The sequence below is a fragment of the Streptomyces sp. 35G-GA-8 genome (assembly GCF_023534745.1).
GTDB lineage: Bacteria > Actinomycetota > Actinomycetes > Streptomycetales > Streptomycetaceae > Streptomyces.
Map to the genome: position 1 here is coordinate 417,963 of NZ_JAMHJQ010000008.1, position 12,564 is coordinate 430,526.

The 12,564-nt window shown below is 72.1% G+C and carries 13 protein-coding genes; 3 read left to right on the forward strand and 10 right to left on the reverse strand.

The genetic code is table 11. From position 1 onward, the window contains the following. Positions 1-306: 306 nt before the first annotated feature. Positions 307-1,314 carry a phosphatase PAP2 family protein gene (locus M1203_RS20885; RefSeq protein WP_249951269.1) on the forward strand — a complete coding sequence of 336 codons (1,008 nt, stop codon included), beginning with the start codon at positions 307-309 and terminating at the stop codon, positions 1,312-1,314. Between the two features lie 161 nt (positions 1,315-1,475). Here M1203_RS20885 and M1203_RS20890 read toward each other — a convergent pair whose 3' ends face one another. From M1203_RS20890 to M1203_RS20900, 3 genes are all read right to left on the reverse strand, one after another. Continuing rightward, positions 1,476-1,691, reverse strand: coding sequence for an I78 family peptidase inhibitor (locus M1203_RS20890; RefSeq protein ID WP_249951270.1), 216 nt, complete (start codon positions 1,689-1,691; stop codon positions 1,476-1,478). A gap of 334 nt (positions 1,692-2,025) precedes the next feature. Continuing rightward, positions 2,026-2,985, reverse strand: coding sequence for a YafY family protein (locus M1203_RS20895; protein ID WP_249951271.1), 960 nt, complete (start codon positions 2,983-2,985; stop codon positions 2,026-2,028). Between the two features lie 74 nt (positions 2,986-3,059). Further along, positions 3,060-3,986, reverse strand: a complete 927-nt coding sequence (locus M1203_RS20900) for a transferase (RefSeq protein ID WP_249951272.1) — start codon at positions 3,984-3,986, stop codon at positions 3,060-3,062. Between the two features lie 561 nt (positions 3,987-4,547). Here M1203_RS20900 and M1203_RS20905 point away from each other — a divergent pair. Both M1203_RS20905 and M1203_RS20910 read left to right on the forward strand, forming a co-directional pair. After that, entirely contained in the window at positions 4,548-5,342 is a 795-nt protein-coding gene (locus M1203_RS20905; RefSeq protein WP_249951273.1) for a hypothetical protein, read from the forward strand. Between the two features lie 41 nt (positions 5,343-5,383). Beyond that, a complete protein-coding gene (locus M1203_RS20910; protein ID WP_374403530.1) occupies positions 5,384-5,797 on the forward strand; it encodes a hypothetical protein in 414 nt (137 codons plus the stop codon). A 209-nt stretch (positions 5,798-6,006) separates the two neighbouring features. Here the strand turns inward: M1203_RS20910 and der are convergent, their stop codons facing one another. From der to M1203_RS20945, 7 genes are all read right to left on the reverse strand, one after another. Further along, the gene (der, locus tag M1203_RS20915; RefSeq protein ID WP_249951274.1) at positions 6,007-7,467 is read right to left on the reverse strand and encodes a ribosome biogenesis GTPase Der; all 1,461 of its coding nucleotides are present in this window, start codon (positions 7,465-7,467) and stop codon (positions 6,007-6,009) included. Between the two features lie 73 nt (positions 7,468-7,540). Further along, on the reverse strand, positions 7,541-8,128 hold the full coding sequence (locus tag M1203_RS20920) for a lysophospholipid acyltransferase family protein (RefSeq protein ID WP_283958862.1): 588 nt from the start codon (positions 8,126-8,128) through the stop codon (positions 7,541-7,543). Between the two features lie 113 nt (positions 8,129-8,241). Beyond that, a complete protein-coding gene (gene cmk / locus M1203_RS20925) occupies positions 8,242-8,955 on the reverse strand; it encodes a (d)CMP kinase (RefSeq protein WP_249951275.1) in 714 nt (237 codons plus the stop codon). A 114-nt stretch (positions 8,956-9,069) separates the two neighbouring features. Beyond that, a complete protein-coding gene (locus M1203_RS20930) occupies positions 9,070-10,155 on the reverse strand; it encodes a prephenate dehydrogenase (RefSeq protein WP_249951276.1) in 1,086 nt (361 codons plus the stop codon). Beyond that, complete coding sequence (gene aroH, locus M1203_RS20935; RefSeq protein WP_249951277.1) at positions 10,152-10,514, reverse strand: chorismate mutase; 363 nt, start codon at positions 10,512-10,514, stop codon at positions 10,152-10,154. Before aroH ends, M1203_RS20930 begins: the two co-directional genes overlap by 4 nt. A 230-nt stretch (positions 10,515-10,744) precedes the next feature. Beyond that, positions 10,745-11,767 carry an ADP-ribosylglycohydrolase family protein gene (locus M1203_RS20940; protein ID WP_249951278.1) on the reverse strand — a complete coding sequence of 341 codons (1,023 nt, stop codon included), beginning with the start codon at positions 11,765-11,767 and terminating at the stop codon, positions 10,745-10,747. Continuing rightward, positions 11,764-12,507: an NUDIX domain-containing protein gene (locus M1203_RS20945; RefSeq protein WP_249951279.1), complete on the reverse strand. Its 744-nt coding sequence runs from the start codon at positions 12,505-12,507 to the stop codon at positions 11,764-11,766. Before M1203_RS20945 ends, M1203_RS20940 begins: the two co-directional genes overlap by 4 nt. Positions 12,508-12,564: the final 57 nt, after the last annotated feature.

A 12,564-nucleotide genomic window follows, 5' to 3' on the forward strand; every position in this document is an offset into this window, starting at 1 on the left:
GGCGCGTGGCGCATGTCTCACCGTTCCGACCGACGAGTGTGGCGTACACCACTCCCCCGCGCCAGGACCGGGGTCCGAGCGCTCACAAGCGGCAGGGAAATTCCATGCGACGCCACGGTGAACTAATTCTGTTCCGCACAAAGACAGTTCCGGGAACGGCATGCCGATTAATAGGGCCGAAGGTCCCTTCGATTTCCGGAACGGCCCCTGATAAACCCCGCTCCGAGACGCACTCCACATCACATCGTCATCACAAAGAGACCGGATCGACCGGTTCACTCGCTCACTCGCTGTAACGTCGATTGGGTGCGTACCGACATCTTTGCCCGTCTGGACCGGGAGCCGGAACCGCCGAAGATAGAGATCCCGCGGATGAGCCGCACCCGCAAGGCTCTCTTCGGCGGGACCTTGGCGTTCTATCTCGCCATCGTCGTTGCCGTGCTCGTCTCGTCCTCGCTGGTGATCCTCGACTGGAAGGTCATGCTCTTCCGGCCCTATCAGCAATGGCCGGAACTGCATCCTTTCCTCGACTACTTCGTGGTGCTGGGGCAGCGCGGCCCCACGGCCGTGATGATCGCGGCCTGGCTGGGCTGGCGCTCCTGGCGGCAGCACACGCTCCGGCCGCTGCTGGTACTCGGCACGGCGCTGCTGCTGCTCAACGTCACCGTCGGGGCGGTGAAGCTCGGTCTGGGCCGGCTCGGCCCCCACTACGCGACGCAGATCGGCTCCACGGAGCTCTTCGCGGGCGGCGATATATTTCCTTCGGGACACACCGCCAACGCCGTGGTGACCTGGGGAATCCTGTCCTATCTGGCCACCACGCCCCGGGCCAGGCGCTATCTGTCGGTCATGTCGGCCGTGGTCGCCCTGGGGGTCGGCGCGACGACCGTCTACCTCGGTACGCACTGGCTGAGCGATGTGCTGCTCGGCTGGGCCGCCGGGCTGCTGATCCTGCTGGGGCTGCCACTGTTCGAGCCGCTGATCGGCCGGGCCGAGCAGGTCATCTTCGCGATCCGCGAGCGGTGGCGCGCGCGCAACAGGACCACCCCGTCGACCCCGGTCGCCTCCGGTGGCCCACGGCCGGCGCCGGTGTCGACGGAGGCGTCGTCGACGGCCGACGAGCCGCCGCGCGAGCCCATCGGAGCGGGTCACAGCGGCCACACCGGCGCGGGTCTGAACGCCGGCACCGTCGCGGGAACGGGAACGGGCCAGCTCACCCAGCCGAGGCCGCACACGGCGCGCTCGGAACGTACGCCGGGCACCCCCAACGGCAGCCGCCGACCGCCGCACTCGCGGCCCATGACGGGCGGCTGAGCGCCCCCGGGGGCAGCGGGACGGTACGCACAGCCCCACCCCCGCGCATACGAAGGCCCCGGCTCAGGCCGGGGCCTTCGTATGCGCCAGGAGCCCGTCAGGGGCCCGTCAGGAGCCCTGGAGCGGGCCGCCGGTCGGCCGGGGCCGCCCGGTCGGGCCGGTCAGCCGTGCCAGCAGCGGATGACCCGGCCCGCCTCCACCTCGAAGTTGAGCCGGCCCACGACGAACTCCATGGTGATGATCGAGCCCGGGGGCAGCGCTCTGACAGTGGTCCAGCCGCGCCGGCGGGCGATCCGTTCGGCGCTCTCGGAGTCGAGTCCGACATAGGAGTCCGGGGAGTCGTCGGGCTGTCGGGGTGGAGTCGGTATCGGTGCCATACCACTCACCGTAGGCGCCGGGGACAGCCGAAGGAAGCCGAACGGATACCTCACCCGTATGCTTCTCGGCCCTCCGCGTCACACTTGTGTCACAGGTTCCGACACGCTCCGGATGCGCGCCGCGTCACTCTTACGGCCCCTTCACATCCGACTTCTTAGAAATTCCACAACCTCGAAGATCACATAAATAGCCCGTCCGAATTCGACCGGCCACGACAGGGGTTTTCCGGCCACCACGGAAATCAATTGATGGACCGTCGAGGAATTCACGAGTCCCCCGCACAATCCGCCGCCGGCCGACACGTACCCGCGTCTTCCCCTTGGCGCGCGCCTGTCAGCCGAGGGCGCGGGACAGCCGGTCCCGTACGACCCTGACGCGCTCCGTCAGCTCCGGTGGCTCGATCACCTCGAAGTCGAAGCCGAGCAGCACCAGATGGATCACCATCACATCCAGGGTCGCCGCCCCGGTCCGCAGCAGACAGCTGTGCTCGTCGACCGGCTCCAGAACGCCCGAGGACGGAGTGACGTCCCGCGCCGCCTCCTCGGCGGACACGCGCAGCCGGATCACGGCCGCCAGGGCGTAGGCCCGGGTGGAGACGCCCCGGGAGACATACGCCGCGAGATCCTCGGCGGGCGGGGGACGCGGGGTGAAGCGCGGTCCGTGCGGCGGCGTGGGGGTGATCCGGTCCACCCGGAACGTACGCCAGTCGGCGCGGTCGAGGTCCCAGGCGACCAGATACCAGCGGTGTTCGGTGCACACCAGGCGATGCGGCTCGGCCGTGCGGCGGGAGACGGTGTCCTCGTGGTCGCGGTACGTGAAGCGCAGCCGCTCGCTGTCCCGGCAGGCGTTGGCCAGCTCCGTGAGGACGCCGGGGTCGACCATGGACCCCCGCGGCGCGCTCAGCATCGGCACGGTGAAGGAGTTGAGGGCGCCGACCCGGCGCCGCAGCCGGCCGGGGAGCACCTGCTCCAGCTTGGCCAGGGCGCGTACGGAGCTCTCGCCCATGCCCTCGATGCCGTTTCCGGCGGCGGTGCGCAGGCCCACGGCGACCGCGACGGCCTCCTCGTCGTCGAGCAGCAGTGGGGGCAGCTCGGCCCCCGCGCCGAGCTGGTAGCCGCCCCCCGTGCCGGGGCTGGCGTTGACCGGATAGCCGAGCGCACGCAGCCGGTCGACATCGCGCCGTACGGTGCGCGGGGTCACGCCGAGCCGGTCCGCGAGGTCGGCGCCGGACCACTCGCGGTGGGCCTGGAGCAGTGAGAGCAGACGCAGCAGTCGTGCCGAGGTCTCCAACATGGGCGCGAGTCTGGCAGTCCTCGCGGACAGCTTCTGTCCGCAAGCCACCGTCCCGCGCTGTGCGCGGGCCCCGCTCAGGTCAGCGCGTCGGCGCCGGCGTCGGCGTCGGGACAGGCGCGGGCGGGGGCGCGGGCGGGGTCCAGCCGTACGCAGAAGTCGTTGTCATGGGTGTAGCCGGGCGCGGCCAGCCAGCCGTCCGCGCCATGCGCCGGGGAGACGCCGTGCGCCGGATAGACATGGATCGCCCGCTTGTCCCAGATGTCGTCGAGGATGCGGGAGATCCGTATGCCGGCGGCGTCCGGCGCGGGCAGCAGCCACAGATCCCAGCGCCTGCGCTCCTCGCCCGGCCCGCCCGGTCCGCCCGGTCCGCCCGGTCCTTCGGCCAGCGGTCCGTACGGGAGGGTGAAGGCGAACACCCCGCCCCGGCCGGTCACGGCCACCCGGTGCGTACGGTCGCCGCCGCGCAGCCGGGCCTCGACCCGCGCGTGCTCCCCCAGCTCCGTGCCGTACAGCACGCCCTCGACCGACATCCCGGCCGGCTCGCAGCGGACCGTCCCGGCCTCGGCGTGCGGCGCGCGGAGCCAGGCCCTGAGGGCGAGCCGGCCGTCCGCGGTGGGGTACGGGACACGGGCCGCGACCGGGCCCGCCCCGGGCACCCGGTCGATCAGCGCCCGTACGTCCCTGATCCCGGGGCGTACGGGCTGGTCGCCGGAGGCGCCCGCGAAGATGTCCCAGTGGCCTTCGGCCAGTTCGACGGTGCTGGGCAGTACGGCGCGCAGCCGTGTCGGCTCCGCGCCGACGGCGGTGGCGGGCCCGGTCAGCGGCAGCCGTACTTCCTGGTCACCCGCGCTCCGCGGCCCGTCGGCGCGGCGGCGCAGTACCAGCGTCGCGCCGGGGCGGGCGGCGTCCGTGATGTCGAAGGTGATTCCACCCGCCGAGTCGGCGATGCAGTCGGCGGTGCACACGGCGGGCGACGCCCGCCGCCCGATGGCTCTGGTCATACGGTTCTGCCCTTTCGGATCGCAGCTGCGGCCCAGGTCCTGTCCGGTCGACGCGCCGCCCGGGTCCCCCTGGTCCTTCCGATTGCCGCCGGTCCCTGTTCGGGCCGACTGGGTAGATGCGGAAATGACCCACATGGTGCCGACTCGAAGCGGATTCATACGTTCACGCGCCGGTCGCGTTCATACGTTCCCTCGCCGGTCGCGCGCCCGTGAGCCGCGCGGACACCCCTGGGACGTTCCCGAACACCACCCGGACCACCGCGCCGGGGGCCGCCAAAGGGAGCAACGAGTTTCGGCCATCCCATTGATTCGCTGTTTTCCCGTTTTGTCGACCTGTCCATCTGTCCATGTAGGGACCCGCACCCCCGCGGTACCGGGTCAACTTCCGTTCGCCCGGCATACGTTGAGCCGAACCGGCCCGTTCCGGCCGGGGGCCCGCGCCGGGCCCGGGATGGTTCGATTCCGTGCCCCTTCGCGCGTGACCCGGGCGACGGCTCGCCCGTTGTCTTCTGTACGAGCCGGGAACAGCCCGGCTCACGCACCGAGTTCGAGGAGCCACCCGTGCCGCGCATGCTCGATGTCAGCGAGGACGTACGCGCCGAGATCGGCGACGAAGAAGCCGACCGGCTGCTCTCCGGCGAGAACTCCCCGGGCAGCTACGACTGCACGTCCTGCCGGACCCCCGGCGACTGCGAACAGGAGCGGACCAGCACCGTGCTGTTCGTCGGTGAGGAGACCGCCGTTCTCGCCTTCGCCCACGCCACCTGCATTCCCTCCCAGGTCGTCCAGGTCGCCGAGGACCAGCTCCAGGGGGCGGTCCGGTCGATCACGGGCGGCGAGCCCCAGCCCCAGGGAGCGCCGGGGGTCCCCGCGGCGGGCTCCAACCAGGCGGTGCTGGGGGTCACCAGCGGTCTGGTGCTGATCGAGGGCGATCTGCACCCCGCCCTGGTCGTCGAGCCGACCGCCCCGATCGTCAGGCCCGGCTCGGACTCCACCACCGACGAGTTCCTGCCGCTCCTCGTCGAGCAGGGCTTCCAGCCGCTCGGGGATCTGAACCAGGTGCCCGCCCCGCTGCCCGGCTGGTCGGTGCTGCTCGCCATGGGACAGCTGCACGCCGTGCTCCAGCCCGGCACCGGCGGCGGCACCCCGACCGCGTGGTGGCAGGCCCACCAGCCGCTCCAGGTCACCGAGGGCTGGCGGACCGCGGCCAACAAGTCGCACACCGTCCTGGTCTTCGCCGCGCCGGTCGGCTCCATCGGCCAGCAGCCCCGTGAGGACCTGCTGCGCGACGCCCTGGAGAAGGCCGCGGCCAACGGCGAGCTGGTCGCCGCGGCGATGCCGCTGGCCGGCACGTGACCGGGGCCACGCGCCCCGCCCGCCCGCCGCTCCGTACCCCGGTGGCGGCGAATTCCCAGGACAGCCCGCATCCGACGGGCGACGAGGTCGTTGGCACGTACGTGCACTCATACGACCCCACCCGCCAGCAGTACCAGAGCCATATCCCGTCCATGCGCCCCGCGCAGGATGTCGCCGACGGGTTCTCCACGACCCCGATCTACGACGCGCTGTACTCCGAATTCCGCCGGTCCTTCAGGGCGCTGCCCGGTGATCGCAGCAATGAGGAGAATCTCGGCTTCACCGCCTTCGGCACCGGGCTGCACGCCGCGCGTGGCGGGTACGGCGGCCACTCCGGGCTCGGGCATACGCCGTACCCCGGGTCCTGGCAGCGCGATCCCCGGCAGCACACCGGACGGCCGGCTCAGGTGGCGCTGCCGCCCGCCCTTCCGCCGGGCCCCCGCCGGGGCAGATGACGGCGCCGGAAGCGGTGGGGCCCCGCCCCGCTCGGCNCCCCGGCAGCACACCGGACGGCCGGCTCAGGTGGCGCTGCCGCCCGCCCTTCCGCCGGGCCCCCGCCGGGGCAGATGACGGCGCCGGAAGCGGTGGGGCCCGGCACGGATCGTCCGTGCCGGGCCCCACCGCTTCCGGCGTGATGTATGTCCGGGCTACAGGCCCTGTCCGGCTACTTCTTGCGGCCGCGCTTCTCGCGCACCCGTACGGAGATATGGATCGGGGTGCCCTCGAAGCCGAACTCCTCGCGCAGCCGGCGCTCCACGAAGCGCCGGTAGCCGGCCTCGATGAAGCCCGAGGCGAAGAGCACGAAACGCGGCGGCTTCGTCCCCGCCTGGGTACCGAACAGGATGCGGGGCTGCTTGCCGCCCCTGATCGGGTGCGGATGCGCGGCGACCAGCTCGCCCAGGAACGCGTTGAGCCGGCCGGTCGGGACCCGGGTCTCCCAGCCCGCGAGGGCCGTCTCGATCGCCGGGACCAGCTTCTCCATATGACGGCCGGTACGCGCCGAGACATTCACCCGGGGGGCCCAGGCGACCTGTGCCAGCTCCGTCTCGATCTCCCGCTCCAGGTAGTAGCGGCGCTCCTCGTCGAGCGTGTCCCACTTGTTGTACGCGATGACCATGGCGCGGCCCGCCTCGACGGCCATGGTGATGATCCGCTGGTCCTGAACGCTGATGGACTCGCTGGTGTCGATCAGTACGACCGCCACCTCGGCCTTCTCGACGGCGGCGGCGGTGCGCAGCGAGGCGTAGTAGTCCGCGCCCTCCTGGAGATGGACCCGGCGGCGGATACCCGCGGTGTCGATGAACTTCCAGACGACGCCGCCCAGCTCGATCAGCTCGTCGACCGGGTCACGGGTGGTGCCCGCGATCTCGTTGACGACGACGCGGTCCTGGCCCGCGACCTTGTTGAGCAGGGACGACTTGCCAACATTCGGGCGGCCGATGAGCGCGATACGGCGAGGGCCGCCGATGGTGGTGCCGAACGTCTGAGCCGGGGCCTCGGGCAGCGCTTCGAGCACCGCGTCGAGCATGTCGCCGGTGCCGCGGCCGTGCAGCGAGGAGACCGGGTGGGGCTCGCCGAGTCCGAGCGACCAGAGCGCCGTGGCGTCGGCCTCGCCGCTCGGTCCGTCGACCTTGTTGGCGCAGAGGACGACGGGCTTGCCCGCCTTGCGCAGCAGCCGGACCACGGCCGTGTCGGTGTCGGTCGCGCCGACCGTGGAGTCCACGACGAAGACGACCGCGTCGGCGGCCTCGATCGCGTACTCGGCCTGGGCCGCGACGGAGGCGTCGATGCCGAGGACGTCCTGTTCCCAGCCGCCGGTGTCGACGATCTTGAAGCGACGGCCCGCCCACTCGGCCTCGTAGGTGACCCGGTCGCGGGTGACCCCGGGCTTGTCCTCGACGACCGCCTCACGGCGGCCGATGATCCGGTTCACGAGAGTGGATTTGCCGACATTCGGGCGGCCCACGACGGCGAGGACGGGCAGCGGGCCATGACCGGCCTCGTCGATCGCGCCCTCCACCTCCTCGGCCTCGAAGCCCTCCTGAGCGGCAAGCTCCATGAAGTCCGCGTACTCGGCATCGCCGAGCTCTCCGTGCTCGTCGGCGGAGTCGATCTGGTCGTTCATGAAGTCCGTACCTCGTTCATCGTGATCGGTGCGCCGCGGCACGCGGCGCACTACTCAAGTACTCAAGTCTGGGCTAGCGCCCGGTCAGGCGCCTGGCGTTTTCCAGGTGGACGGTCAGCCGTTCCTGGATCCGCGCGGTGGCGTCGTCCAGCGCCTTGCGGGTGCGCCGCCCGGTGCCGTCCCCCGCCTCGAAGGCGTCGCCGAAGACGACGTCCACGCGGCTGCGCAGCGGGGGCAGCGCCGGTATCAGCCGGCCCCGGCGGTCCGTACTGCCCAGGACGGCCACCGGCACGATCGGCGCCCCGGACCGTACGGCGAAGTACGCCAGCCCGGCGCGCAGTGAGGCGAAGTCTCCCTCGCCCCGGGTGCCCTCGGGAAATATCCCCAGCACACCGCCGTCGCCGAGGACCCCGAGCGCGTCGGTGATCGCCGCGCGGTCGGCGACCGAACGGTCCACCTTCAGCTGCCCGATGGCCCGCAGGAACGGGTCGAGCGGGCCGATGAACGCTTCCTTCTTGATGAGGAAGTGCACCGGCCGGGGCGATGTGGCCATCAGCATCGGGCCGTCGATGTTGTGCGCGTGGTTGACGGCGAGGATGGCGGGGCCGCTCGCCGGAACCCGCCAGGCGCCCAGCACCCGCGGCTTCCACAGGCCGTGCATCAGCCCGATGCCGATGCCGCGCCCGACCGCCGCGCCCCTCTCCGAGGCTCGGGCCGGGGCCGGGGTCACGCCCTTCGGTGACCTGGCTCCGGCCGCCGGTGCTGACGGTGTGCTCACTTCGCGTTCCGCTTCTCCTCGACCAGGGTCACCACGCACTCGATGACCTGCTGGAGCGTGAGATCCGTGGTGTCCACCTCGACCGCGTCGCCGGCCTTCGCGAGCGGGGACGTCTTGCGGCCGGAGTCGGCCGCGTCCCGCTTGACCAGGGCGTCCTTGGTGGCGGCGACATCGGTCGCCTCCGTGCCCTTCAGCTCACCGCTGCGCCGGGCCGCGCGCGCCTCCGGCGACGCGGTGAGGAAGATCTTGACATCGGCGTCCGGCAGCACGGTCGTACCGATGTCGCGGCCCTCGACCACGATCCCCCTCGCGGCCGCCGCGGCGATGGAGCGCTGGAGCTCGGTGACGACGGTCCGTACCTCGGGCACGGCGCTGACCGCGCTCACCTTGGAGGTGACCTCCTGGGTACGGATCGGAGCGGCGGCGTCCGTCCCGTCCACGGTGATCGTGGGCGCGGCCGGGTCGGTCCCGGAGACCAGCACGGGCTTGCCCGCGGCGGTCGCCACGGCCGCGGCGTCCGAGACGTCGACACCGTTGGTGATCATCCACCAGGTCATCGCGCGGTACTGCGCGCCGGTGTCCAGGTAGCTCAGCCCGAGCTGGGCGGCCACGGCCTTGGAGGTGCTCGACTTGCCCGTGCCGGAGGGGCCGTCGATGGCGACGATCACAGCGGCCGGTGCGATCCGGGCGGGGGTTGCTCCGTTGTCCACGGGGGTCGGACACCTTCCTGGTTCAGGGGCGGTGGATGTGCGGGGACGCACATACGCCCCCGCACAAGGTTACCGAGTACTCAGGACCCCGATTGCACCCGTTCGGCGGGACGCCTACTGCCGGATCGACCAGCCGCGTTCCCTCAGGGCCGCCGAGAGCACCGGGGCCGCCGACGGCTCCACCATCAGCTGCGCCAGGCCCGCCTGCTGCCCGGTCGCGTGCTCGATCCGTACGTCCTCCACATTGACCCCGGCGCGGCTCGCGTCCGCGAAGATACGGGCCAGCTCACCGGGCCGGTCGTTGATGAGGACGGCCACGATCTCGTAGGTCGCGGGTGCGGCGCCGTGCTTGCCGGGCACCCGTACCCGTCCCGCGTTGCCACGCCGCAGGACGTCCTCGATCCCGGCGGCCCCGCCGCGCCGCTTGTCCGCGTCCGAGGACTGGAGCGCGCGCAGCGCCTCGACCGTCTCACCGAGGTCGGCGGCGACCCCGGCCAGTACGTCGGCGACCGGGCCGGGGTTGGCGGAGAGGATCTCGACCCACATCCCGGGGTCGGAGGCCGCGATCCGGGTGACATCGCGGATGCCCTGGCCGCAGAGGCGTACGGCCGTCTCGTCGGCTTCCTCAAGACGGGCGGCGACCATGGACGAGATCAGCTGCGGGGTGTGCGAGACGAGGGCGACCGCGCGGTCGTGCGCGTCGGCGTCCATCACCACGGGGACGGCGCGGCACAGCGCGACCAGTTCCAGGGCGAGGTTCAGCACCTCGGTGTCCGTCTCCCGGGTCGGGGTCAGCACCCAGGGCCGCCCCTCGAAGAGATCGGCGGTCGCGGCCAGCGGTCCCGAGCGCTCCTTGCCCGCCATGGGGTGCGAACCGATGTACGGGGCGAGATCGAGGCCGAGCGCCTCCAGCTCGCGCCGGGGGCCGCCCTTGACACTGGCCACGTCCAGATAGCCGCGGGCCACGCCGTCGCGCATCGCCGCGCAGAGCGTGGCGGCGACATGCGCGGGCGGTACGGCGATGATCGCGAGGTCGACGGGGCCCTCGGGCGCCTCGTCCGTCCCCGCGCCGAGCGCGGCGGCGGTCCTGGCCCGCGACGGGTCGTGGTCGCTGAGGTGGACGGTCACCCCGCGGCCGGCCAGGACCAGCGCCGCCGAGGTGCCGATCAGGCCCGTACCGATGACGACGGCGGTTCTCACTGGGCGATGTCCTTGCGGAGGGTGGCGGCGGCGCCGAGGTAGACATGCGCGATCTCGGACTTGGGGAGGTCGGACTCGATATGGGCGAGGATACGGACGACACGCGGCAGGGCGCCCGCGATGTCCAGTTCCTGGGCACAGATCAGCGGAACGTCGACGATGCCGAGCCCGCGTGCGGCGGCGGCCGGGAAGTCGCTGTGCAGATCGGGCGTGGCCGTGAACCAGACGCTGATCAGATCGTCCGCGGTGAGCCCGTTGCGCTCCAGGATCGCGGTGAGGAGCTGCCTGACCTGGTCGTCCATGTGCCCGGCCTCGTCCCGCTCCAACTGGACCGCTCCACGGACCGCTCGTACCGCCACGACGTTCTCCTCAGTGATCGAGTGCTCGCCCCAGGGTAGTCAGCCACGGCAAACACAGTCGCGCCGACCGTTCCCCCGCCCCCTCTCCCGGGCACCCCGGAACGTTCCGGGGTGCCCCCGTACCCTCTCCTCGGTCAGCACACCGATCGCAGGACGGGCGCGAGGTCGATGGCCGGCAGGCCGGCCGTGCGGAGACGGTCTTCGGGGCTTGTTCCGTGCGTTCGCATGGATCAAGAATCCCAGAGCGCGCCCAGCGTCATCAGATCACCGTGGTACTCGATCCGCTCCGCCCACTCCGCGGGCCACGCACCCGCGCCCAGGTGGGCGCCCGCGAACGCGCCCGTGAGGCAGGCGAGGGAGTCGGAGTCGCCCCTCGTGCAGGCCGCGCGGCGCAGGGCGGTGACCGGGTCCTGGGGGAAGAGGAGGAAGCAGAGCAGGCCGGTGGCGAGGGCTTCCTCGGCGATCCAGCCGTCTCCGGTGGCCAGACAGGGATCGGTCTCCGGAGAAGGGGAGCGCAGGGCCTCCTGGAGGCGTTCCAGGGCCGCCAGGCACTCGTCCCAGCCCCGGGAGATGTAGGCCTCGGGCGTGGGGTCGCCGGTGAGGGTCCACAGGTCGCCGAGCCAGCGGTGGTAGTAGTGCTCGCGGTTCTCGTACGCGTACGAGCGCAGCTGGCCCACCAGCCCCTGCGGCTCGCCGCCGTTGGCCAGCAGATAGACCGCGCGGGCCGTCAGATCGGAGGCGGCGAGCGCCGTCGGATGGCCGTGGGTGAGCGCCGCCTGCAACTGCGCCGCGCCGCCGCGCTGTTCGTCGCTGAGGCCGGGGACGAGTCCGATCGGCGCGACCCGCATATTGGCGCCGCAGCCCTTGGAGTGCGTCTGGCTGGCCCGCTGCCAGGGGCGGTCGCTGTCGAGGAGCCTGCACGCCGCCAGGCACGTGTTGCCGGGGGCTCGGTCGTTGTCCGGGGAGTGGTACCAGCGGACGAACTCGTCGCGTACCGGCCGCTCCAGCCGCAGCGGACCGAGCACGCCCCGGTCCATCGCGGTCCTGATCCCGCGCGCGAACGCCAGCGTCATCTGGGTGTCGTCCGTGACGAACGCGGGCTCGGGGAGCGCCATCTCCCGCCAGGGGCCGCACTTGGCCAGGATCGACGGCACATCGTTGAACTCGGTGGGAAAGCCCAGCGCGTCACCGAGCGCGAGCCCGATCAGCGAGCCCGTGGCGGCCTGTTTGGTCAGGGCCCTCGCGATGATCATGCGTTCCGTCCTTCCGGTCGCAGCAGAGGTGGGTGCAGCGTGGTGGCGGGGCCCGCGCGGTACAGCGCGGCCGGTTTCCCCCGGCCACCGGTCCGGCGCGGCGGCCCCTCCAACGCCTGGACGAAACCGGGCGTGGTGAGGACTTTGCGCCGGAAGTTGGGGCGGTCGAGCGTCACGCCCCAGATGGTCTCGTACACCTGCCGCAGCTCCCCGAGCGTGAACTCGGGCGGGCAGAAGGCCGTGGCGAGACAGGTGTATTCGAGCTTGGCGCCGACCCGGTCGTAGGCGTCGGCGAGGATGTGTTCGTGGTCGAAGGCGAGCGGCCCGCGCGCGCCGAACTCCACCCACTGGGCACGGGCCGCGTCCCCGCCGCCGCGCGGTTCGGGCAGATCGGGGACGAGCGCGGCGTACGCCACGGACACCACCCGCATCCTGGGATCGCGGTCCGGATCGCTGTAGGTACGCAGCTGCTCCAGATGGAACGCGCCCGTGTCCCGTACCAACAGGCCGGTCTCCTCGGCGAGTTCGCGGCGGGCGGCCTGTCCGGCCGACTCTCTCGGCCGGACGAAGCCACCGGGCAGCGCCCAGTCGCCCCGGTACGGTTCCTCTCCCCGTTCGACGAGGAGCACATGAAGCCGGCCCAGCCGCACGGTGAAGACGGCGAGATCGACGGTGACCGCGAACGGCTCGAAGGCGGCGGGATCGTATCCCCTCGGGACGCGCCGCCCCCGGGCCGTCATGACCGCTCCGCCGGCGCGGGGCCCGGGCCACCCCCGTGGGTCCAGGTCCACCGGCCG

Coding starts and splice junctions, on each gene's coding strand:
- der (WP_249951274.1), bottom strand. CDS start 7,467: ATGAACGACCAGATCGACTCCGCCGACGAGCACGGAGAGCTCGGCGAT.
- M1203_RS20940 (WP_249951278.1), bottom strand. CDS start 11,767: ATGATCATCGCGAGGGCCCTGACCAAACAGGCCGCCACGGGCTCGCTG.
- M1203_RS20895 (WP_249951271.1), bottom strand. CDS start 2,985: ATGTTGGAGACCTCGGCACGACTGCTGCGTCTGCTCTCACTGCTCCAG.
- M1203_RS20890 (WP_249951270.1), bottom strand. CDS start 1,691: ATGGCACCGATACCGACTCCACCCCGACAGCCCGACGACTCCCCGGAC.
- M1203_RS20945 (WP_249951279.1), bottom strand. CDS start 12,507: ATGACGGCCCGGGGGCGGCGCGTCCCGAGGGGATACGATCCCGCCGCC.
- M1203_RS20920 (WP_283958862.1), bottom strand. CDS start 8,128: ATGCACGGCCTGTGGAAGCCGCGGGTGCTGGGCGCCTGGCGGGTTCCG.
- M1203_RS20900 (WP_249951272.1), bottom strand. CDS start 3,986: ATGACCAGAGCCATCGGGCGGCGGGCGTCGCCCGCCGTGTGCACCGCC.